Origin of the sequence: Syntrophomonas zehnderi OL-4 (genome assembly GCF_000983115.1) — a bacterium.
Taxonomy (GTDB): domain Bacteria; phylum Bacillota; class Syntrophomonadia; order Syntrophomonadales; family Syntrophomonadaceae; genus Syntrophomonas_B; species Syntrophomonas_B zehnderi.
In genome coordinates, this window is sequence record NZ_CGIH01000004.1 from 1 (window position 1) to 21,695 (window position 21,695).

18 protein-coding genes, 1 tRNA gene, 1 pseudogene and 1 riboswitch are annotated in these 21,695 nt (G+C 45.2%); of the genes and pseudogenes, 17 read left to right on the top strand and 3 right to left on the bottom strand.

Translation table 11 applies throughout. The features are described from left to right. Positions 1–89 precede the first annotated feature (89 nt). A riboswitch (cyclic di-AMP (ydaO/yuaA leader) is annotated at positions 90–224 on the top strand. Between the two features lie 321 nt (positions 225–545). From AAV90_RS00565 to AAV90_RS00580, 4 genes are all read left to right on the top strand, one after another. Further along, a complete protein-coding gene (locus AAV90_RS00565; RefSeq protein WP_046494722.1) occupies positions 546–1,751 on the top strand; it encodes a quaternary amine ABC transporter ATP-binding protein in 1,206 nt (401 codons plus the stop codon). Then, complete coding sequence (locus tag AAV90_RS00570) at positions 1,735–2,568, top strand: ABC transporter permease (RefSeq protein WP_046494724.1); 834 nt, start codon at positions 1,735–1,737, stop codon at positions 2,566–2,568. Before AAV90_RS00565 ends, AAV90_RS00570 begins: the two co-directional genes overlap by 17 nt. Before the next feature lie 18 nt (positions 2,569–2,586). Further along, entirely contained in the window at positions 2,587–3,480 is an 894-nt protein-coding gene (locus AAV90_RS00575) for a glycine betaine ABC transporter substrate-binding protein (protein WP_046494727.1), read from the top strand. Between the two features lie 187 nt (positions 3,481–3,667). Then, complete coding sequence (locus AAV90_RS00580; RefSeq protein ID WP_157609451.1) at positions 3,668–4,567, top strand: glycine betaine ABC transporter substrate-binding protein; 900 nt, start codon at positions 3,668–3,670, stop codon at positions 4,565–4,567. Between the two features lie 545 nt (positions 4,568–5,112). Here the strand turns inward: AAV90_RS00580 and yyaC are convergent. Next, a complete protein-coding gene (yyaC, locus tag AAV90_RS00585) occupies positions 5,113–5,757 on the bottom strand; it encodes a spore protease YyaC (protein ID WP_076982583.1) in 645 nt (214 codons plus the stop codon). Positions 5,758–5,824: 67 nt separating this feature from the next. Here yyaC and AAV90_RS00590 point away from each other — a divergent pair, with 67 nt between their 5' ends. From AAV90_RS00590 to AAV90_RS14755, 13 genes and pseudogenes are all read left to right on the top strand, one after another. Next, on the top strand, positions 5,825–6,922 hold the full coding sequence (locus tag AAV90_RS00590) for a YkvI family membrane protein (protein ID WP_046494729.1): 1,098 nt from the start codon (positions 5,825–5,827) through the stop codon (positions 6,920–6,922). A gap of 377 nt (positions 6,923–7,299) precedes the next feature. Further along, on the top strand, positions 7,300–8,820 hold the full coding sequence (gene selA, locus AAV90_RS00595) for an L-seryl-tRNA(Sec) selenium transferase (protein WP_242847450.1): 1,521 nt from the start codon (positions 7,300–7,302) through the stop codon (positions 8,818–8,820). A gap of 74 nt (positions 8,821–8,894) precedes the next feature. Continuing rightward, positions 8,895–10,799 (top strand): selenocysteine-specific translation elongation factor, encoded by a 1,905-nt coding sequence (selB, locus tag AAV90_RS00600; protein WP_046494731.1) that lies wholly within the window; start codon positions 8,895–8,897, stop codon positions 10,797–10,799. A gap of 24 nt (positions 10,800–10,823) precedes the next feature. After that, positions 10,824–11,822, top strand: coding sequence for an acyl-CoA dehydratase activase-related protein (locus AAV90_RS00605; RefSeq protein ID WP_046494732.1), 999 nt, complete (start codon positions 10,824–10,826; stop codon positions 11,820–11,822). Continuing rightward, positions 11,819–12,922: a CoA protein activase gene (locus tag AAV90_RS00610; protein WP_046494734.1), complete on the top strand. Its 1,104-nt coding sequence runs from the start codon at positions 11,819–11,821 to the stop codon at positions 12,920–12,922. The genes AAV90_RS00605 and AAV90_RS00610 overlap by 4 nt, the downstream gene beginning before the upstream one ends. Then, positions 12,919–13,881: an acyl-CoA dehydratase activase gene (locus AAV90_RS00615; RefSeq protein ID WP_046494736.1), complete on the top strand. Its 963-nt coding sequence runs from the start codon at positions 12,919–12,921 to the stop codon at positions 13,879–13,881. The genes AAV90_RS00610 and AAV90_RS00615 overlap by 4 nt, the downstream gene beginning before the upstream one ends. Positions 13,882–14,044: 163 nt before the next feature. Continuing rightward, positions 14,045–15,178, top strand: a pseudogene (locus AAV90_RS00620) (ABC transporter substrate-binding protein). A gap of 143 nt (positions 15,179–15,321) precedes the next feature. Next, positions 15,322–16,203: a branched-chain amino acid ABC transporter permease gene (locus AAV90_RS00625; protein WP_157609452.1), complete on the top strand. Its 882-nt coding sequence runs from the start codon at positions 15,322–15,324 to the stop codon at positions 16,201–16,203. 9 nt (positions 16,204–16,212) lie between these two features. Then, positions 16,213–17,169 carry a branched-chain amino acid ABC transporter permease gene (locus AAV90_RS00630; RefSeq protein ID WP_046494738.1) on the top strand — a complete coding sequence of 319 codons (957 nt, stop codon included), beginning with the start codon at positions 16,213–16,215 and terminating at the stop codon, positions 17,167–17,169. Further along, entirely contained in the window at positions 17,166–17,930 is a 765-nt protein-coding gene (locus tag AAV90_RS00635; protein ID WP_046494740.1) for an ABC transporter ATP-binding protein, read from the top strand. The genes AAV90_RS00630 and AAV90_RS00635 overlap by 4 nt, the downstream gene beginning before the upstream one ends. A gap of 2 nt (positions 17,931–17,932) precedes the next feature. Beyond that, on the top strand, positions 17,933–18,637 hold the full coding sequence (locus AAV90_RS00640) for an ABC transporter ATP-binding protein (protein WP_046494741.1): 705 nt from the start codon (positions 17,933–17,935) through the stop codon (positions 18,635–18,637). Between the two features lie 268 nt (positions 18,638–18,905). Further along, entirely contained in the window at positions 18,906–19,568 is a 663-nt protein-coding gene (locus AAV90_RS00645) for a CBS and ACT domain-containing protein (protein WP_046494742.1), read from the top strand. Between the two features lie 89 nt (positions 19,569–19,657). Further along, positions 19,658–19,756, top strand: a tRNA-Sec gene (locus AAV90_RS14755). A gap of 131 nt (positions 19,757–19,887) precedes the next feature. Here the strand turns inward: AAV90_RS14755 and AAV90_RS00650 are convergent. Together AAV90_RS00650 and AAV90_RS13870 are read right to left on the bottom strand one after the other, a co-directional pair. After that, positions 19,888–20,715, bottom strand: a complete 828-nt coding sequence (locus tag AAV90_RS00650) for an NAD(P)H-dependent oxidoreductase (RefSeq protein WP_046494744.1) — start codon at positions 20,713–20,715, stop codon at positions 19,888–19,890. A 467-nt stretch (positions 20,716–21,182) separates the two neighbouring features. Further along, positions 21,183–21,548 carry a helix-turn-helix domain-containing protein gene (locus AAV90_RS13870; protein ID WP_052729503.1) on the bottom strand — a complete coding sequence of 122 codons (366 nt, stop codon included), beginning with the start codon at positions 21,546–21,548 and terminating at the stop codon, positions 21,183–21,185. Between the last annotated feature and the right edge of the window lie 147 nt (positions 21,549–21,695).

The following is a 21,695-nucleotide window of genomic DNA, read 5'->3' on the forward strand; positions in this document are numbered from 1 at the left end:
TACTTCCAAGCCAACAAAAGTTTGATTATATTTGCCTATACTGTATAATATATGATAAATTTTATAGTATATATTTTATTGCAATTATAAATTCTCATATGCTTAATCCTGAGGCCTTCTCAGGAGCGGGGGAACCATTATTTTTGGGGTGAATCCAGTTTACTGGTAGGGATTCCTGAACCGAACCCGACAGCTAACCTCGTAAGCGCGTACAGGGGAGATTTAAAAATTGTGTGCCTGCAAATATGCCTAATATAGGTGTCTCATGGCTTCTTTTTTTAGCTTTCCTTAGCTTCCCTGTTAAAAAATATTGCTTTTAAATATCTACCGCTGGTACGAATTAAGACATGCAAAATTAGAAATAACTATAACTATAACTTTCGAATTAGATTATGAGTTATTTTTGCATAAAATCAAAAACAAATGGCATTTTAAGTCTATCAAAGGGGTATTTAACTAATTTATACAACTTTTTTTGCTGCTTGATTATGTAAACCTCAGGCGGTTGATAGTGGTTTATTTATTTAGAAAGAGGAATGATATTTATGCCTAAAATCCAAGTCAATAATTTAAGCAAGATTTATGGCAGCAGCCCCGAAAAAGCGATTGAGATGATGGAAAACGGGTACAGTAATGATGCCATCAGGAAACAAACGAAAAATGTGGTGGGAATTAAAAATGTATCCTTTTCGATTGAAGAAGGTGAAAATTTTGTCATAATGGGGCTTTCGGGCAGCGGCAAATCCACCTTACTCAGATGCATGAACGGACTGAACAAACCTACCAAAGGCACGATTATTATCGATGGGCAAGACATAAGCTCGGTCAGCAAACAGGAATTGCGCGAAATCCGCAGGACCAAGATGAGCATGGTCTTTCAGAGATTTGCCCTTCTGCCGCATAGAAACGTGAGAGACAATGTTGCTTACGGGCTGGAAGTTCAGGGCATGACCTGGGAACTAAGGAAGGAAAAAGCCATGCAATCTTTGGAGTTGGTGGGTTTAGAGGCATGGAGCGAATATTATCCGGAGAACCTCAGCGGAGGAATGCAGCAAAGGGTTGGAATAGCCAGGGCGCTGGCCACAGATCCGGATATTTTACTTATGGATGAACCTTTTAGCGCCTTGGATCCGCTGATTCGCCAAGAAATGCAGGATGAATTGATTGAGCTGCAAAAGAAACTGCGCAAAACCATCCTTTTTATCACCCACGATTTAGATGAAGCTCTTAAAATCGGAGATAGGATTGCCATTATGAAAGACGGCGAAATATCACAGATGGGCAGCCCGGAGGATATCTTAATGTCACCGGCGACTGATTATGTAGCCCGCTTCGTGGAAAGTGTGGATCGCAGTAAAGCGCTTACAGCATCTTCAGTAATGATTAAGCCGCGGTCGGTGATTTACCCCAAAGACGGGCCGATGGTGGCCTTACGCATAATGGAGCGTTACGGAATGTCGGGGCTCTTCGTAACCGATCGTGACGGTGCATATATAGGTTATATCTTAGCTGAGGATGCTTCTAAAATGGCCAAGCAGGGAGAAAGGCTGTTGGATCCAGGTATACGTAAGGAAGCACCGGTAGTTGCTCCCGATACTCCTTTGGCCGAGATTTTGGAAGTAATGGCTTATACCCGGATACCAATTGCTGTGGTTGACGAACAACAAAAACTAAAAGGGGTTCTAGTCAGAGGATCGGTAATTGCTGGACTTGCCGGGGAAAGGAGGGAACATGATGGATTTACTGCCTAGGATTCCGATAAACCGTTGGACAGACATTGGCATTGAGTATCTGCAAATAAAATGGGGAGGGGGCTTTGATTCATTAAGCGAATTCTTAAAGGGTTTTATTATTTCCCTGCAGGATTTATTAATCTTTATCCCCCCGGCTTTAATGATCCTTATATTAGCGCTGCTGGCCTGGCGATTTATAAACAAGAAAGCGGCCCTGTTTGGAATAATTGGCCTATACCTTATCTACAATGTGGGCCTCTGGGGAGCAACCATGCAGACGCTGGCTATGGTTATCAGCTCAGTTGTGCTGTGCATAATACTAGGCATTCCCCTGGGGATACTGGCGGCCAAGAGCGATACCGCCCACCAGATTATTACTCCCATACTTGATTTTATGCAGACCCTGCCGGCCTTTGTATATTTGTTGCCGGCTGTAACGTTCTTTGGTCTGGGGGTTGTGCCTGCTGCCATTGCTACCCTCATTTTTGCAATGCCACCGGTTATAAGGCTTACTGATTTAGGCATTAAACAGGTTCCGGAAGAATTAGTGGAACTTGGTCATTCCTTCGGTTCAACCTTTCATCAGATGCTTTTTAAAATTGAACTACCCTTAGCCCGACCAACGATTATGGCGGGTATCAACCAGTGTATAATGCTGTCCCTTTCCATGGTTGTCATATCAGCCATGATCGGTGCTAAAGGATTAGGAGGTGAGGTATGGCGGGCGATTCAGCGCATGGAAATTGGAAATGGCTTTGAGGCCGGACTGGCAATTGTTGTAATAGCTATATTGCTGGATCGTATTACCCAGAGCTTCGGTAAAAACGAAGATTAAACAGAAGGGAGAAGTCAAATGTTTAAAAACAAAAAAATGATTGTACTAATAAGTATGCTGGCGTTGCTATCTTTTACCCTGGTGGGATGCGGGGGCAGTAAATCTCCTCAAAATAAAGCTGGCAAAGATACGGTTAGGCTGGTATATGTGGAGTGGGCCTGTGCCACGGCTTCAGCCCATGTAGTCGCTGAGGTTCTGGAAAACAAGATGGGATACAACGTAGAATTAACCCCGGTAGCAGCCCCCTTGTTATTTGAAGCCCTGGCCAATGGCGATGCAGACGCCATGACAACTGCTTGGCTGCCGATTACCCATGAGAGCTACATGAAAAAAGTCGATGGAAAAGTAGAAAATCTGGGGCCGAATTGCGAAGGAGCCAAGCTGGCTATCGTAGTGCCGGAATATGTTACTATAAACTCCATTGATGAAATGAATGATTACAAGGATAAATTTAAAGGTCAGATTGTAGGGATCGACCCGGGTGCCGGGGTGATGAAACTGACCGAAAAAGCCATTAAGGATTACGGACTTGATTATCAATTGGTCGAAGGCAGTGATGCGACCATGACGGCTGCTTTAAAGAGCGCTATTGACAAAAATGAATGGGTGGCGGTTACCGGCTGGATTCCTCATTGGAAATTTGCCCGCTGGGATTTAAAAACCCTGGAAGATCCGAAAAAAGTTTTAGGAGAAGCGGAACATATCGATACAGTCGTTCGGCCAGGCTTGAAAGAAGATATGCCTGAAGTATATGAGTTTTTAAAGAAATTCAAATGGGATGTTGATGACCTGCAGAATGCCATGCTGATGACTTTGGAGAGCGGTACGGATAGTAAAGAAGCTGCCCGCAAATGGGTAGATAAAAACCCGGAACTGGTAAACAGTTGGCTGCCTGATAAATATAAAAAGTAAGTTAATCAAAGCACAAAAAACCGCTGTCCGCAGAGGTTGATCCAAGTATTTTAAAATGCGCTATAGCAATAATTGAGACATTTGCTTATTAATAAACCTGTTTGGGCAGTGTTATGCATGGACTGAGCAGGAATGAGCCGAGGCAAATGTCTCTTTTTATTATTGATTTGGTTAGGGAGGGGTAGGTATGAAGATATCAAGAAGAAATAATACTATTCCTATAATCGCCATGTTGTTGCTGCTGTCTTTTACCCTGGTGGGGTGCGGGGGCGGTAAATCTCCCCAAAATAAAGCCGGTAAAGATACGGTTAGGCTGGTATATGTAGAGTGGGCTTGTGCGACTGCTTCCGCTCATGTGGTTGCTGATGTTCTGGAAAACAAGATGGGATATAAGGTGGAATTAACTCCCGTATCAGCACCTCTTTTGTATGAGGCCTTGGCCAGCGGTGATGCTGATGCCATGACAACTGCTTGGCTGCCGATTACCCATGAAAACTATCTAAAGAAAATGCAGGGTAAGATTGAAAATCTGGGCCCCAACTGTGAGGGAGCCAAGCTGGCTCTGACGGTACCCGCCTATGTTACCATAGACTCCGTAGAGGAATTAAATGCCAAGAAGGAGAATTTTGGGGGTCAGATTATCGGAATCGATCCCGGTGCTTCATATATGAAGCTTACCGAAAAAGTCATTAATGAATACGGATTGGATTATGAACTGGTTGAAGGCACCGATGCCACTATGACGGCTGCCTTAAAGAGCGCCATTGACAAAAACGAATGGATAGTTGTGACGGGTTGGATCCCTCATTGGAAATTTGCCCGCTGGGATTTAAAGATCCTGGATGAACCCAAAAATATTTATGGAGACAGCGAGTATATCGCAACGATTGTCCGCCCCGGACTTAAGACTGATATGCCGGAAGTATATGAGTTTCTACAAAACTTCAAATGGAGCATCGATGACCTTCAAAACGCTATGCTGCTGTCATTGGAGTACGGCTCGGACAGCAAGAAAGCTGCCCATAAATGGACAGAAGAAAATCCGGAACTGGTAAACAGGTGGCTGCCTGAAAAATATAAAAAATAGATTTTAATAGTTGCCGGTGAGCTTCTGTAGCGCTAAAGGCAACTATTAAGGATGCGCCCTGCGGGCACCACGTATGTTGCCTAAAGGCAACGATTAAGGTTGCACCCTGCGGGCACCACGTATGTTGCCTAAAGGCAACGATTAAGGATGCACCCTGCGGGCACCACGTATGTTGCCTAAAGGCAACGATTAAGGATGCACCCTGCGGGCACCACGTATGTTGCCTAAAGGCAACGATTAAGGATGCACCCTGCGGGCACCACGTATGTTGCCTAAAGGCAACGATTAAGGATGCACCCTGCGGGCACTACGTATGTTGCCTAAAGGCAACTATTAAGGTTGCACCCTGCGGGCACCACGTATGTTGCCTAAAGGCAACTATTAAGGTTGCACCCTGCGGGCACCACGTATGTTGCCTAAAGGCAACGATTAAGGATGGCTTGTGCGCACTTGGGCAGTTTAAAGAGGAGGGGAAAATGTTTCACGTGAAACATTTTCCCCTCCTCTTTTTTGTCGATATCGCTTGTTAACGATATATAAAGTCCCTAACCTCTCCGATTTAATCTATCCGCCAGCGGTAACCGCCCTTTTGCTCCCGGAGTTAAACCGGGTTTTTTAGTATCTTCAAAATTAAAATGGGCCGTGTAGAGGCTGCGATATATGATCTCGGCCATGCGGTAGACCAAAAACAAGCGGGTGTTTTGCAAAACCATCTGCTCCAGAAAACCTGCCACATTAACAACGGCGGAAATGTGAAAATCACCTACCACGGGCAGGTCTTTATTTAGAGCCGTACCTGGCTTTAAACCACCGCTTTTTACATTGATATAACCGATGCGCTTGGTGTTACCCAGGCTGGCATCTATAGCTGCAATTAAGGGATTGACATGCGTGGCTTTAATTTCTTGAATTGTTTTAACCAGATTTACGGCATGCACCGGGTTTTCCAGGCTGCCATACACGTGAAAACGAGGCGACATGGATAAAAGTCTGGTGCCGACAATTGGGCCTAGACAATCCCCGGTCGCGCGGTCGGTACCAATACATAGATAAACTATGTCTCTTTCAAAGTTTGGATTCATATTAATTAAGTGAGTAAAAACCAGTCTTTCTATCCGAGGAAAGCAGGCCGGATCTTCGAAATGGTAAGACTCTCTGGCATCAGGCTGAACAGATTTAAATAGATTCATTTACTACCCCCGCAAATGTACTCACTAAATACTCTTGCCATACCAGAAAGTTTTTATTCGTCCCCTGATGATTAGAAAAAGTTTTTGGAAAGCAGGTGAAAGGATTAAGATTCGTTTGATGCTGATAATGGGCTACTTAGGAGCCGTAATTGGAGCAGGGTTCGCCTCGGGTCAGGAAATAGTACAGTTTTTTGTTGCGTATGGAAACCATGGCTTGCAGGGCGTTTTCGTTTCAATATTACTGTTTGCCGCCAGCGGCGGAGTTCTTTTATATACCACCCATAAACTAAAGACATCGGATTATCAGAAAGTCCTGGCTTATCTATGCGGGGAAAAGCTGGGTGGAATCGTGGACTTTCTGTTGGCAATTTTCCTTTTTTTAGGTCTGAGTACTATGCTGGCAGCCAGCGGAGCAGTATTTTATGAACATCTTTATCTGCCAAAAACATTCGGTATTTTTTTGGCCTATGTAATGCTGATTATAACCCTGGCAGCCGGACGAAAAGGATTGTTCTATTCATTTAATGTGCTGGTTCCGATAAAACTGATCCTGCTTATACTTATATCGGGTTATGTGGTAATCTTCGGCGACATAGCTACCCAGAGCAACATAACGTTTTTAATGCCTCAGGACGAAAAATATTGGCTGCTGTCCAGCATACTCTACGTTGCTTATAATTTCTCCCTGGCCATGGTGGTTTTAAGTGAGTACCAAAGCGTCAGCTCGCCCCGGGAGGGAATATGGGGAGCAGTTGAAGGCGGCCTGCTGCTGGGTGGGTTGGTTTTGCTAAATTATCTGGCATTACAAAAGTTCCTGCCTATGATAATGCACTATGAGGTGCCTATGCTGTTTGTTGCCGGGCAGATTTCCCTTACCGCCAAACACATCTATACGCTGGTACTCTGGGTAGGCATTTTGACAACCGCGATTGCTAACGCATTTGCCTTTGCTCAGCGTTTTGCGAAATTTACTGGATTAAGCTACCCACTATGTTTGATTTTTTGCCTGACTATGGCACTGCCTTTGTCGCTGCAGAGTTTCTCCGGGCTGGTCAGCAAAGTATATCCCGTTTTCGGTATGCTGGGAATATTAATCCTGGGTGCATTAAGCTATCGGTTTATAGTCGATTTGATGCAGGGAAGCCGGAATCGGGGGAGTGCTTAAGGCAGCTATACCTAACTAACCTCCCTGGCAGCAGGGTGCATCCTTAATAGTTGTCTTTAGGCAACATACGTGGTGCCCGCAGGGTGCATCCTTAATAGTTGCCTTTAGGCAACATACGTAGTGCCGCAGGGTGCATCCTTAATAGTTGCCTCTAGGCAACATACGTGGTGCCCGCAGGGTGCATCCTTAATAGTTGTCTTTAGGCAACATACGTAGTGCCCGCAGGGCAAACCACCTATGAATAGCTGAGTGATATGGAACGATCAGAGGTCGTTCCGAATAAATAGAAGCAAAGGTTATTTCTTGTGTATCAGCTGCTAATTGAGTGCGAAGAATATACAATTAAGCAGGTCAATGATATTATTTTAGTAAACTAAATGTCAGACGCCACAATTACCAACGGAAAAACCTGTGGCGCATACGGATTACAAGCAAAGGCAGAATTTACTGGCCAGCCGAAGCTGAAAACCACATCTGTCAGGGAGGAAGGCATTTCAGAGATGATGAACCTGAGAAATATCCCGGCTATTGACGAACTGTTAGGTTTACCGGAGGTTAATAACTTTATAGAAAAGTACCGGCGGGATTTCGTTGTACAGTCACTACGCCAGGCCACCAATGAGGTAAGGGAGGAACTGCGTGCAAACGGCGCAGAAAAAGACAAGGCACAATTAACCACAGCGATTGTTGAGCGGGCCTATGAATTGCTGGTAAAAAGCGCGCAGGGCAGCCTTAGTCGGGTTATCAATGGTACCGGGGTGGTGCTGCACACTAATCTGGGCCGGGCACCGCTAGGCAATCAGGCCTGGGAATATATGCAGGAAGCCGCCCAAAATTACAACAACCTGGAATTTGATCTTTTAAGCGGGCAAAGAGGCTCGCGCTACGTTCATGTTGAAGATCTATTAGTACGTTTGACCGGGGCGGAAGCTGCCTTGGTGGTAAATAATAATGCCGCAGCGGTTCTATTGGGACTGACCACCCTGGCCCAGGGAAAAGAAGTAATTGTATCCCGAGGGCAGTTGGTTGAAATAGGAGGGGCCTTTCGCATACCGGAAGTGATGAAAGCCAGTGGGGCTGTCCTGGTAGAAGTAGGAACTACCAATCGCACCTATCTGTCCGACTACAATGCAGCCATTAATGATAATACCGGCTTATTGTTTGCAGCTCATACATCCAATTATAAGATTAGCGGATTTACTGCCGAGGTGGATTTAAAAGACCTATCCCGGCTGGGACAAGAAAAAGGAATTCCGGTTTTTCAGGATCTAGGCAGCGGCATCCTAGCTGATCTGGGAGAATGGGGTCTAAGCGGTGAGCCTACAGTACAGGCCTGTGTCGAGACTGGTGCTGATATCATCAGCTTCAGTGGAGATAAACTGTTGGGCGGTCCGCAGGCGGGTATCTTGATAGGCAAGAAAAAGTATATTGACCAGATGAAGAAAAACCAGTTGACCCGCGCTTTAAGGGTGGACAAACTAACGATTGCCGCCTTGGAGGGAACTCTTTTAGAATATTTATGCGGAAATCCCCGTCAGGGGATTCCGGTTATAAATATGCTGACCCAAAGTTCCGCTTGTTTACAAAGGCGAGCCGAAGAATTGAAGGATCGGCTGGCTGAAGCCTTGTTGTCCAATGGTAAAATCAGTAAACTGGAAGTAGTTCCTCTGTATGACATGGTAGGAGGCGGCGCCTACCCCACTTATCAGCTTCCGGGTTTCGGCGTGCAATTGGCCTTCGCGGATCAGTCTCTAGAGAAAGTAACCCAAAAACTGCGCCTTACAAGCCCTGCTTTGCTGACCCGCAAGCAGGAAGATACCATGTTAATAAGTGTCCGCACCTTGCTGGAAGGGGAGGAGCATCTGCTAACCCAGCTGCTCGCCCAGATTTTATTATAAATGCAAAGTTAAAATGGTTGCAGCGCAAAGGAGGAAAAAACCTTTAAATTATGGGTTTTTAAACGGAGGTATTTATGAAAAGAGTTATTGTGGGAACGGCAGGGCATATTGATCATGGCAAGACCACTCTGGTCAAGGCATTGACCGGGATTGAGACAGACCGCCTCAAGGAGGAGCGGCAAAGGGGCATATCGATTGAACTGGGTTTTGCCCCTTTTAACCTGCCCGATGGGCAGAAGGCGGCGATAGTTGATGTGCCCGGACATGAGCGCTTTATACGCCATATGCTGGCCGGAGCTTTTGGCATAGATATGGTTTTATTCACGATTGCAGCCGATGAAGGGGTTATGCCCCAGACCCGTGAACATATGGATATTATTGAATTGCTGGGGGTTAACAAGGGTATTGTGGTCATCACGAAAAAAGATATGGTGGATGAAGAATGGCTAATGCTGGTAGAGGAAGAGATAAGGGAATATATAGACCAAAGCATTTTAAAGGGTTCTCCTATGATTGCTGTTTCCGCGCTGACCAGGGAGGGTATACCCGAGCTTCTGGATATGATCGCTGAAGTAGCCGGAAGTGTAGTGGAAAAGCCGGTTTTCGGTCAAGCGCGTTTGCCCATCGACCGGGTTTTCAGCATGGCGGGGTTTGGCACGGTGGTTACCGGGACTTTATGGTCAGGGCAGATCAATGTAGGAGATACCTTGGAGTTGATGCCAGTGCAAAAAAATGTAAAGGTAAGAACCCTGCAGGTACATAATGAAAAGTTGCCGTCAGCTTATGCCGGGCAGAGGGTTGCCGTCAATATTCAGGGAATTGAAGTTGGGGATATTAAAAGAGGCTACCTTTTAGCCAGCAGCGGTTATTTGGAGCCCAGCTACCGGGTGAATACACGTTTAAGACTGTTAAAAAGCAGTGCGCGTTCTTTAAAGAATTGGAATCGGATTAGGTTTCACCTGGGAACTGATGAAACACTAGGGCGGGTAGTTTTGCTGGATCGCGATGAACTGCTGCCCGGGGAAGAGGCATATGCGCAGATCGTCATGGAAAAACCGATCGTGGCTTATAAGGGGGATCCCTTCGTGATTCGGTATTATTCCCCGGTCAATACGATCGGCGGGGGCAGTATAATAGATCCTAATGCGCCGCGCCAAAAACGGTTTAGGGAAGAAGTTTTAAATGATCTGGCGGTGAAAGAAGAGGGCAGTCTGTATGATGTGGTCTTGCATGAAATAGAAAGCGCCGGACAAGAGCCGCTGACGATACAGGAAATCATGCGACGAACCGGTAGCTCGGAAGATGATATTAAGATAGAAGTTCAACAGCTCTTAGACGATGACAAAGTTGTTGACGTTACCGGTAAAGGCGGTTACTATTTCAGCAGCTTAGGTATTGACCGGATGGCGGCACTCATGGATTCTACCATGCGGGAATACTTAAGCAAATTCCCTTTAAGAGCGGGGTACCCTAAGGAAGATATGCGCAGCCGCTTGTTTAATAATTTAAATTCCAAGGTATTCACGGCCTTGCTTAAGTATTTTGAGGAAAACGGTCAGTTGTCAGTTAAAAACAATCTGATTGCACCCTATGGCTATCATCCCCAGCCAGGAGATAGAGATAAACAAATGATTGCGGAGATTAACCGTACTCTGGAGCAGAACTTCTTTTCGCCTCCCGGATTGGATGAGATTGAAGCCCTTCAAGGTCTGCCTGAGACTGATTTAAACGAAATAATTAGCTACCTGCTTGATAAGGGTGAGATCATAAAATTAAGTGAAAACATCTACTTTGCCGCTGCCGCGATTGAAAAGGGCAAGGATTTGTTAGAGGCGTATTTCGAGCAGGAGAAAGAATTATCCCTGGCCACCGCCCGGGATTTATTTAATACCTCTCGCAAGTATGCCTTACCTTTGGTAGAATATTATGATAAGATTCGCTTTACTCGCAGGGTAGGGGATATGCGAATAAAGGCTTAAAGGGGTAACAGGAGGATTAGGTAATTGGCAAAAATAGGCATTCCGCGTACATTGGCGTATTTTAGCTACTATCCGTTTTGGGAGACATTTTTTAGCCAGCTGGGACATGAGGTGGTGGTATCGTCTCCAACCTCAAAAGCGATCCTTGATAAAGGAGTCAAAGAAGCGGTCAATGATGCCTGCATACCGATTAAGATATATCATGGTCATGTGGCTGATCTGGCGGGACGGGTAGATTTCATTTTCTGCCCCCGTATGGTTAGTGTGCGCAAATATGGAGATTTTGGCACCGAGACATTTTGTCCTAAATTTCTAGGCCTGCCGGATATGGTGCGCTTAAGCATGAGTGAGCTGCCACCCATTATAGATGTGCGGGTTGATCTGAAACAAGGCCGTAAGGCTATGGATCAGGTCTGTCAGGAAATAGGCCGGTTACTGGGTAACCCGGAGAAAGAAGTGGAGAGTGCCCAAAAAAAGGCCACCGCTGTGCAAAAAAAATATGACCGGCTGCTGCAACAGGAGATTTTACCTGATGAAGCCATGACGATGGCCTTAACCCCAGGAGCAACGCCCCAATCATCCCAACCCGTCCAACCGGATCTTAAAATAGCCGTATTAGGCTACCCATATACGATCTATGACCACTATTTAAACGTTGGCTTGCTAAGCATATTAAGAAAAGAAAACGTTAAGGTCTATACCCAAGATATGCTGCGCAATAAAACCATGAATAAATACGGACAGACCTTGCCTAAAAATATGTTTTGGTATTATTCGAATCGAGCCGTTAATGCCACTTTGTATTACCTGGACAGACCGGATATTGACGGCATCATCCACGTTACCGCTTTTGCCTGCGGGCCTGATTCCATGGTGGACAGGCTGATGGAAATCGAAACCCATCGCCGCAGCAAACTGCCTTTTTTATCCGTAGCCATTGATGAACATACCGCAGAAACTGGAGTAAGAACCAGAGTAGAAGCATTTCTGGACATGCTCCGCTATCGGAGGGAGAGTTTATGAAAGTCAGTTTTCCCCATATGGGTTACTCGCCTATCGCTTTTAAATGGTTGTTGGAAAACATCGGCCACGAATGTATAATGCCCCCGGAACCCAGCAAAAAAACCCTGGATCTGGGAGTTCGCTATTCACCGGAATTTGCCTGTATACCATTTAAAATACTTACCGGAACCTACTTGGAAGTAGTCGAGGCTGGCGCCGAATTAATCTTAACTTCCGGGGGTATGGGGCCATGTCGGGCCGGTTATTACTGGGTAATGCACCAGTACCTGTTGGAAGAGCTGGGCAAGGATGTAAAAGTGATGGCTTTTGAACTGCCCCTTTGCGACCTTAAAGATTTCTGGAAAAAACTGCGTTATTTGCGCAAGACCGGCGGGGTATCGGCTAAGGAATTTGTTGAGAAAGTAAAAATAACCTGGGAAAAAATAAAGGCGATCGATGATCTGGAAATACGTTCCCATGAATTGCGTCCCTTGGAAACAAAACGCGGTGAGACCACCCGCAAGCTGGATCTGGCCCTGGATATGGTAGATCAGGCTAATACCTCAGAACAGATCGAGGATGCCCGCCAGGAAGGACTTAAGCTTTTAAACGCAATGACATTGGACAAAAGCCGCAACCCCCTCAAGGTAGGTATTATCGGAGAAATTTATGTCGTTTTGGAGCCGGCCGCCAATCACTACCTGCAGATCATGCTAGGGGAGATGGGTGTACAAACCGACCGCTCCATCTATCTAAGTTCCTATACCCGTAAAAATACGATTGTAAATCTGGAAGGCGATATTTTCAAAATGGCGCAGCCTTATCTAAATGAAGCGCCGATTGGCGGACATGGGGTCAACAGTATTGGAGAGACGGTATTATATGCCAAGCATGGTTTTGATGGCGTTGTCCAGTTGGCTCCCTTTGCCTGTATTCCGGAGATAGTAGCCAAAAGCATAATTCCTAGTGTCAGCCGGGATTTGGATATTCCGGTGCTGACCATGTTTATTGATGAACAGACTGGCAAGGCCGGAGTACAGACCCGTCTGGAGGCTTTTGTTGATTTGATGGAATACAAACGCGAGAAAAAGTTCAGTAAAGAGGAGAGCTTGGTCATATGAAGGTCGGATACTTAGGAGTGGATGTAGGATCGGTTAGCACAAATCTAGTAGTAATTAATGAGGAAGGCCAATTATTGGCGTCCGAATATCTAAGAACCAACGGCAAACCTATCCAAACCGTGCAGGAGGGTTTATATCTGGTTGGCCAGAAAATAGACCGGGAAGTAGAGATAAAAGGGGTAGGCACGACCGGTAGCGCCCGCTACCTGATTAGCTTAATCATCGGTGCGGATGTCGTTAAAAATGAAATTACTGCCCACGCCGTAGCCGCAAACAGCGCGGTGGAGGGGGTTCAGACGATTATTGAGATCGGTGGGCAGGATTCTAAAATAATTATCCTGCGGGATGGGGTAGTAACCGACTTTGCTATGAATACAGTTTGCGCAGCCGGAACCGGGTCGTTTTTGGATCAGCAGGCCAGTCGTTTATGTATTCCTATCGAGGATTTTGGCGCTTATGCCATGAAATCCAAAAATCCTGTGCGCATAGCAGGAAGATGCGCAGTATTTGCCGAATCAGACATGATACATAAACAACAGTTGGGTTATAATACGGAAGATATTATTGCCGGTCTATGTGAGGCCTTAACCCGCAACTATTTAAACAATGTGGGCAAAGGTAAAGAAATATTAGCTCCGGTGGTTTTCCAGGGTGGTGTGGCTGCTAATCAGGGTTTGGTTAATGCCTTTGAAAGGGAATTAGGGATGAAACTCATTATTCCCAAGGATTATGGCGTGATGGGGGCTATCGGCGCAGCGATGCTGGCCCAAAATATTACCCGCAAAACCAAAAAAACCGCATTTAAAGGTTTTGCCATTCAGGATATAGAATTCAAAACAACCAGCTTTGAATGCAAGGGTTGTGCAAATGCCTGCGAAGTACTGCAGTTTTATGAAAATGAAAATTTAGTTGCCCGCTGGGGAGACCGGTGCGGGAAATGGGAAATGCAAACAGTATAATCGTTTCAGCGAGTCAGGCTAATATATTATCAGGGCCAGTAAGGCTTTTGGTTTTAAGTTTATAACATAGTCAGTAAAGACTGTGCAATAAAAAAAAAGGAGGAATAATCGGATGAAGAAGAGGGCAAACAAAAGACTGGTTGGTATCCTGATAATGATGTTCATGCTAACCATCGTAGCTGGCTGCGGCGGCGCCAAAACCGGCGACAAAAATGGCGGGGCTTCCCCAACCGGGGATAAGATTCCCGTGGGCATCAATGTTGAACTCTCCGGCGATGTGGCTAGTTATGGTTCTAATGCGGCCAACGGCGCCCTGCTGGCAATGGAGGAAATCAACAAAGACGGCGGTGTTTTAGGCAAACAGTTACAGCCTCTGAAAAGAGATTGTCAATCCAAAGCAGATGAAGCCATGAACCTCAGTGCATCCCTGATTGATGATTCCAAAATAGTGGCTCAGATTGGACCACTGACGAGCGGCAACGTAGCTGGCAGTACCCCCATGATGCTCAGCAAAAATGTACCCCTGATTGCTCCGGCGGCTACCGCTATTAATGTTACAGTGGATGAAAAAACCGGCAAGGTAAAAGATTATATCTTCAGGGTGTGTTACCTGGATTCTGACCAGAGCAACCGTATGGCTGAATTTGCCATCGATGAATTAAAGGTTAAAAATGCCGCCATTTTTGGCAGCACTTCCGATGAATATGCCAAAGGATTGGCCAAATATTTTGAAAAGAGCTTCACAGAAAAAGGCGGAACCATCGTTGCCAAAGAAGGTTTTGTCAATGGTGATAAAGAATTTAAAGCCGCTCTGACCAAGATAAAAGGCAAAAACCCTGATTTCATATATGTACCCGGATACTATACCGAAGTATCCGTATTGATCAAATAGGCTCGTGACCTGGGTATCACTGTGCCTATCGGCGGCGGCGATGGCTGGGATTCACCCGACATGGTCAAAGTAGCCGGCGCAGATGCACTTAACAACACATATTTCACCAACCATTATTCCGTGGAAGACCCGGATCCGACAATTCAAGCCTTTGTAAAAGCCTACCAGGACAAATATAACAAATTGCCGGATTCATTTGCTGCCTTGGGTTATGATTCAGCCAAACTGCTGGCTAAGGCTATCGAAAATGCCGGTGATGCCGACCCGGTAAAAATCAAAGAGGCATTGGCCAATATGAAGGATTTTAAAGGCATTACCGGTACTATGAGCATCAACGCTCAACATAACCCGATCAAAAAAATAGTCGTAATTGAATACAAAGATGGAAAACTAATATCCAGATAAACATTCCATCCTTTTCCGAAGAGAGGGGTAACCCTCTCTTTGTTAAGGAAAAAAATGGCATAAACTAAAATGGCCTTGGCGCACTTAAAGTGCGGACTTTTTCCTTAGATCATATCCTAAGCAGCAGTAAGGAAGTGGCGAGCTTGCTTGAATTTATGCAACAAATAGTTAACGGGTTATCTTTAGGAGCGATCTATGCCCTGATAGCTCTTGGCTATACTATGGTTTACGGCATAATAAAACTAATCAACTTTGCCCATGGGGATATAATGATGGTGGGAGCTTTTGTAGGGTTTTTTTCTGTGACCATGCTGGGAGTAAATATATTTGTCGCCCTGCTGGCGGCCATGGCGTTCTGTGCCCTGCTCGGGGTCGCGATAGAAAAAGTGGCCTATAAACCTTTGCGGCAGTCTACCCGCATAGCTGCCCTGATAACTGCTATCGGCGTATCATTATTCCTGGAATATGTCATGGTATACTTTTTTACTCCCAATCAAAGGGTTTTCCCGGCAGAAACCTTTTCCCTGCACAATTATCATATTGCCGGACTGGTAATTTCCAACAAAGACATGTTTGTCTTCGGGTCGGCAATCATACTCATGATTATCCTCCAATATATCATAAAAAGAACGCGCACTGGCAAAGCCATGCGGGCTGTTTCGATAGATCAGGAAGCCGCCGTTTTGATGGGTATTAGCGTTGATAAAACCATATCCATTACCTTTGCCATCGGCTCTGCGCTGGCTGCTGCGGCCGGAGTACTAATAGGCATCTACTATAATACGATTAACCCCCTAATGGGAATCATTCCCGGATTAAAGGCCTTTGTGGCCGCCGTACTCGGCGGAATTGGCATTATTCCCGGAGCCATGGTGGGCGGTTTCGTTATGGGTATGCTGGAAACGATGGTTAGCGGCTATGGCAGCAGTCTTTACCGTGATGCAGTTGCCTTTGGCGTTTTGATATTAATTCTGTTGATCAAGCCTTCCGGATTGTTTGGCAAAAATACCGGCGAAAAAGTGTAGGTGACAGACATGCAGACAATAATAAAAAACTGGAACTGGAGAAAATTTGTATTCGAAGTGCTGGTGTTAACCGGAATTTTTATGTTGATTCAGTATGGGATCAGCAACGGCCTTTTAAATTCATACCACCAGATTAATCTTAGTTCCATGTGTATTAATATTATGCTGGCGGTTAGCCTGAGTCTGATCAATGGTTTTACCGGGCAGTTATCCTTGGGGCATGCCGGCTTTATGGCGGTGGGAGCTTATACGTCCGTGGTTATGACCAATATGTTAGGACAGCCTTTTATATTGGGCATACTAATGGCGTGCTTGATGGCTGGTCTGGCCGGATTTATAATTGGTGTACCTACCTTAAGATTAAAAGGCGATTATCTGGCAATTGCTACCCTGGGTTTTGGCGAGATTATCCGGGTGGTTTTGCAAAATATAGATTACGTCGGCGGCCCGGCTGGAATCCTGGGCATAACCCAGTTGACGACCTGGCCTTGGTTGTTTGCGGCTACCGTGCTTACGGTGGTAGTTATTGTAAACCTGATCAATTCAAGTTACGGCAGAGCCATCATATCCGTACGTGAAGACGAGATAGCCTCTGAACTGATGGGTATTAACACAACATACTATAAGGTGCTGGCTTTTGTCATAGGAGCTATGTTTGCCGGTTTGGCCGGTGCCATGTATGCCCACTATTTTTATATTATTAAGCCGGGAACATTTAACTTCATGAAATCATTTGACATTTTGGTCATGGTCGTGCTGGGAGGGCTGGGCAGCACAACCGGAGCGGTTATTGCGGCCATATTCATCACCCTTTTGACGGCAGCTTTACAAAAGTGGGCGGCGATCCGCATGATATTGTATGCTTTTATATTGATAGTTATTATGATATATCGTCCCCAGGGCTTGATGGGCAACAAAGAACTGACCACTAAAACATTTGGCAGGGTTTGGGGTGATAAAAAATGAGCCTCATGGAAATAAAGAATCTGCATAAGTCTTTCGGGGGTCTGACCGCAGTATTGAATTTTAATTTTGACATTGAGAAAGAAGAACTGGTCGGTTTGATTGGGCCGAATGGAGCCGGTAAAACGACCGTGTTTAATTTAATCACCGGAGTATACAAGCCAGATGAGGGCAGGATTTTCTTTAACGGTCAGGATATCGCTGGGCTGCCACCTTATACGATTTGTAAAAAGGGCATCGCCAGAACCTTTCAAAACATCCGTTTGTTTAATGATCTAACCGTTTTGGATAACGTTAAAATTGCCCTGCACAAAGATGTTCCCTATAGTCTTATGGGAGCCATATGTCGCACCCCCAGGTTTTTTCGGGGAGAGAAAAAAATTGAGGATAAAGCCCTGGAGTATCTTAAAATATTTAACCTGGACAACAAGAAAGATGAAATTGCCTCCAATCTGCCTTACGGGGAGCAACGGAGATTGGAAATAGCGCGCGCCCTGGCAACCAGCCCGAGTTTATTGATTTTGGACGAGCCTGCCGCTGGCATGAACCCCCAGGAAACCCATGATTTAATGAATTTAATCGCCTCGATCCGGGAGAGATTTAAGCTCTCCATCCTGCTGATTGAACATGATATGTCCCTGGTTATGGGGGTATGCGAACGAATTTATGTGTTAGATTACGGACAAATTATAGCTGAAGGGCTGCCCGAAAAGATCAGAAATGACAAAAAAGTGATCGAAGCCTATCTGGGAGAGGAGGTTTAAAAATGCTGACAATAAACGAAATCGATGTATATTATGGTGCCATCCATGCCCTAAAGAAAATGTCCCTTGCCGTAGAAGAAGGAACGATCGTAACGCTCATAGGCGCCAACGGAGCCGGCAAGACCACCACGCTTAAAACCATCTCCGGGATACTGCGGCCCAAAAACGGTACGGTAGTTTATAAAGGAAAAGATATCAGCAAAACTGCCCCGGAAAAAATAGTCAGCCTGGGTATTTCTCAGGTGCCGGAAGGCAGGCGGGTTTTTCAGACCATGTCGGTGATGGAAAACCTGGAAATGGGGGCCTACCTGCGTAAAGACAAAAAAGAAATAGCAGCCGATATGGAAAACGTTTTCGTCCGTTTTCCCCGCCTTAAGGAGAGGCGCAAGCAGATGGCTGGAACCTTAAGCGGAGGTGAGCAGCAAATGCTGGCCATCGGCCGCGCGCTAATGGCCCGGCCGGAGTTGTTGTTAATGGATGAACCATCCATGGGATTAGCACCTCTATTGGTTAAAGAAATATTTGAGATCATCAAGGATATAAATGCCCGGGGAACGACCATCCTGCTGGTCGAGCAAAACGCCAATATGGCACTTTCCATCGCTGATCAGGCCTTTGTTATTGAGACCGGTGAGATAGTCCTTAAAGGCAGTGCCCAACAACTGATGAAGAGTGAAGAAGTCAAAAAGGCCTACCTGGGAGGGTAAATGCCTATAACCACCCCGAAATGAGGAATGCTGCCGCTGATAAAAAGAAAGGGTAAGGAGTGAAGCGTGACAGGAATGTCTCCGTGTTCTCCTAAAAAGTAATAATTACTCTGGGTAACTCATAGTTTTCAGTGTCCGTCAGTTTCTTTAGGAGCAATTCTACAATTCTAAAACCGATTAAAATCAGTGGCTGTTATAATATTTGACCACCGGCATCCCGGTCGGTTGTAAAGACGTTAAGACGACTATTGGATAGGGGGAGTATAAAATGAAGGTTAAAAATCGGATGTTAGGCAACCCTATAACCGTAGAACTGGACACCAGCGTTACCGAAGCATCTACGTTAATGAAGGAACACAACATACGCCGGCTACCGGTTCTTGACAAAGGAAAAGTCATAGGGATTATTACCTTGAGTGATCTGAATCAGGCCGCACCCTCTTCAGCTACGACCCTAAGCACCCATGAATTAAATTATCTGCTGGCTAAAACCAAGATTAAGGACATTATACCCAAAAAGCAAAAAGTGATTACCATTTCTCCGGAAAAATATATCGAAACCGCTGCCAAGCTGATGCGCGAAAACAAGATCAGCGGCCTGCCCGTTATCGATGACAACGGTAAATTGGTTGGGTTAGTAACCGAAACAGACATCTTTGATGCCTTTATCGATATCCTGGGGGTCAAACGAGATCATACCCGCATAGATTTTTATGTCTCCGACCGTCCGGGCGCCATGGCGGAAATCACCGGATTAGTAGCCCAAAAAGGCAAGAGCATAACTAATACGGTACTCTATTTTGACAACAAGAAAAACATGTACAGGATGGTTTTGCGCATAGAAGAACTAAACTGTGATGATGTAATTGATGCCTTGAAAGATCGAGGCTATGAGGTAGAGTCAGTAATTATCCACCAGGAGGAATTATAAACACACCTTGGGATTAATTATAAGGCGGATTTGACATTTTTCTTCCTGAATTATATACTCATGTAGCTAGCCATGCATTTTTTTATTATGGAAGCGGATCGATCCTGGTGGGTCGCCTGGACTTCAAATCCAGTTTGCGCCGCAGTGATCCTGCGGTGGGTGGGTTCGATTCCCACACGCTTCCGCCAAATACTAAATAAAAAAAACCAACAGTTGCCCCGAAACGGAAAACGGAGGTCTCAGTTGGTTTTTGTCGTTATTTAGACGAAAAACATATCAGGATGTCAGCAATTACTTGTAGAAATATTTTCATTAATCCTCATGGCTTAATCCACCAGCTTTGATCTCGATAGCTTTTTTGCAGATCTTTTAACTGATCTTTTGCAGCGGAAAAACGCATCTTCATTTCCAGCAACCACCTCTTAAAGTGCTTATCCATCTGGTCTGAAAAGCGGTGGTAGTCCGAGTCAGTCCAAACGGGAATACAATCTTCCTTTATGATGCCCCGTGCTCCACATATCGGGCACTCTACCTGTTTTGCAGGAAGCAGCCGGAAAAGATCAGATCCACAGACGGGACATTCCCTGGTTCCTGGATGATACTCACGCCCAGTAAAGATGTCCCGCCCCAGGGTCTGCGCATAGCTGATATTTTCAGGGTTTAGCAGAGATTCTCCTGGCAGCGTAGCATGCACCTGCCAGCAGTCGACTAGTTTCATTCTTAGCAGTTTTGGCATGACAATAGCGGCAGATTTGCTGTAACCCTCCCACCCTTTGCTTCCATAAGGCATTACGATCACACAGGGCTTTCCCTGTGTACTTTTCGTATCATTTTGTGCCCCCACCAAGCGGTCAGTCAGCATTTTATAATAGCCGTGCGGTCCCAGAAAATATACTGGAACTCCAATAACAAGTGCGTCCGCCTCTTTAATTTTTTCAATTACAAAATTAAAATCATCCTTGACAGGACAAATCTTATCAGGCTGCAGGCACTTATAACAGGCTTTACACGGCTCGATCTTCAGATCAGTCAGCCGTATTAGTTCCCGGTTACATTCCTGTGGGATGCTGCCCATGATCTCCTTAACTAAAAGCTCGCTGTTGCCTAGTTTTCTATGGGATATTATTAATCCAAGAACCTTTTTCATAATCAGATTCCTCCCCATGCGTTTGTAAACAGTGTCTACATTTACTAAGCCATTTTCATTATAACAATAGGCTATTGGTCGAAGCCCGCCCTATTTTTCTATCGATAAGTATAACAGTTACGGAAAATACTGCATATGTCAAAAATAATCTTGAAACAGTTAATTTTGAATATTGCTTACCGGATTTTAAGTTTGCGTCAAGCAATTTGTAATAATAATATATAATCAGTTTTTCCCGGGACCAAAAACCTGATAATTTTTTATTAGGTGACAGACTAATGTCACAGGCACGGGGTAAGATATGACTACCGGGGGGGTGAGATAGAAGGTGGAAGCTACCTATGAAGACCAGTATCAAAATGTTCTAGGCTGTTTTTGGCGTACTGAAAATGAAATATGGGTAGGTTTTATCCAGGATAATGTGTCCAGCGGAAAAGTGGAACTAATGAAATCTGCCAACGCAGTTCTTATTCTTTCCTGTCGCGATGTTGAGCATGATGCAGTTTCCACTTGAAAAAGTCGTTGACTTCTTGTAAGACTTGCTTTTTCTCGTCGGGGTGTATAGATGCCTGATTAAGCATTGTTGCAATCTCATCCAGCACTACATACTGATTACCGCTCTTATTTGTATTTACTCCCAGCAAATAATCAACACTAACCTCAAAATAGCTGGCCATTTTGATTAAGGTAACATGATCAGGGTAGCGCGAGCCGTTTTCATAACTGGCGATTGCTGAGCGCGAGACTCCCAGGATCTGAGAGAGATCCTGCTGACTTAGGTTGGAGGCTTTGCGCAGATTCCTAATGCGTCTGCCCAGATGGTCTACTTCCATGGTTATGACATCCTTATCATAAGATTCACTATAACTAGCTATAAATTATATCGAACTCGTTTATGAAGTCAAATAGGCCAATTCTTTCTAAAACGTGCTTATAAGCGCCGCTGAAGCAGTAGTTGTAAACATAAATGTCACTATATG

Bases quoted from the DNA above. Each gene is read 5' to 3' on its own strand.
- AAV90_RS00640 (WP_046494741.1), top strand. From the start codon at position 17,933: ATGCTGACAATAAACGAAATCGATGTATATTATGGTGCCATCCATGCC.
- selB (WP_046494731.1), top strand. From the start codon at position 8,895: ATGAAAAGAGTTATTGTGGGAACGGCAGGGCATATTGATCATGGCAAG.
- AAV90_RS00630 (WP_046494738.1), top strand. From the start codon at position 16,213: ATGCAGACAATAATAAAAAACTGGAACTGGAGAAAATTTGTATTCGAA.
- AAV90_RS00645 (WP_046494742.1), top strand. From the start codon at position 18,906: ATGAAGGTTAAAAATCGGATGTTAGGCAACCCTATAACCGTAGAACTG.
- AAV90_RS00575 (WP_046494727.1), top strand. From the start codon at position 2,587: ATGTTTAAAAACAAAAAAATGATTGTACTAATAAGTATGCTGGCGTTG.
- selA (WP_242847450.1), top strand. From the start codon at position 7,300: ATGTCAGACGCCACAATTACCAACGGAAAAACCTGTGGCGCATACGGA.
- AAV90_RS00580 (WP_157609451.1), top strand. From the start codon at position 3,668: ATGAAGATATCAAGAAGAAATAATACTATTCCTATAATCGCCATGTTG.
- AAV90_RS00565 (WP_046494722.1), top strand. From the start codon at position 546: ATGCCTAAAATCCAAGTCAATAATTTAAGCAAGATTTATGGCAGCAGC.
- yyaC (WP_076982583.1), bottom strand. From the start codon at position 5,757: ATGAATCTATTTAAATCTGTTCAGCCTGATGCCAGAGAGTCTTACCAT.
- AAV90_RS00635 (WP_046494740.1), top strand. From the start codon at position 17,166: ATGAGCCTCATGGAAATAAAGAATCTGCATAAGTCTTTCGGGGGTCTG.
- AAV90_RS00610 (WP_046494734.1), top strand. From the start codon at position 11,819: ATGAAAGTCAGTTTTCCCCATATGGGTTACTCGCCTATCGCTTTTAAA.
- AAV90_RS00590 (WP_046494729.1), top strand. From the start codon at position 5,825: ATGATTAGAAAAAGTTTTTGGAAAGCAGGTGAAAGGATTAAGATTCGT.
- AAV90_RS00615 (WP_046494736.1), top strand. From the start codon at position 12,919: ATGAAGGTCGGATACTTAGGAGTGGATGTAGGATCGGTTAGCACAAAT.
- AAV90_RS00650 (WP_046494744.1), bottom strand. From the start codon at position 20,715: ATGAAAAAGGTTCTTGGATTAATAATATCCCATAGAAAACTAGGCAAC.
- AAV90_RS13870 (WP_052729503.1), bottom strand. From the start codon at position 21,548: ATGGAAGTAGACCATCTGGGCAGACGCATTAGGAATCTGCGCAAAGCC.
- AAV90_RS00570 (WP_046494724.1), top strand. From the start codon at position 1,735: ATGGATTTACTGCCTAGGATTCCGATAAACCGTTGGACAGACATTGGC.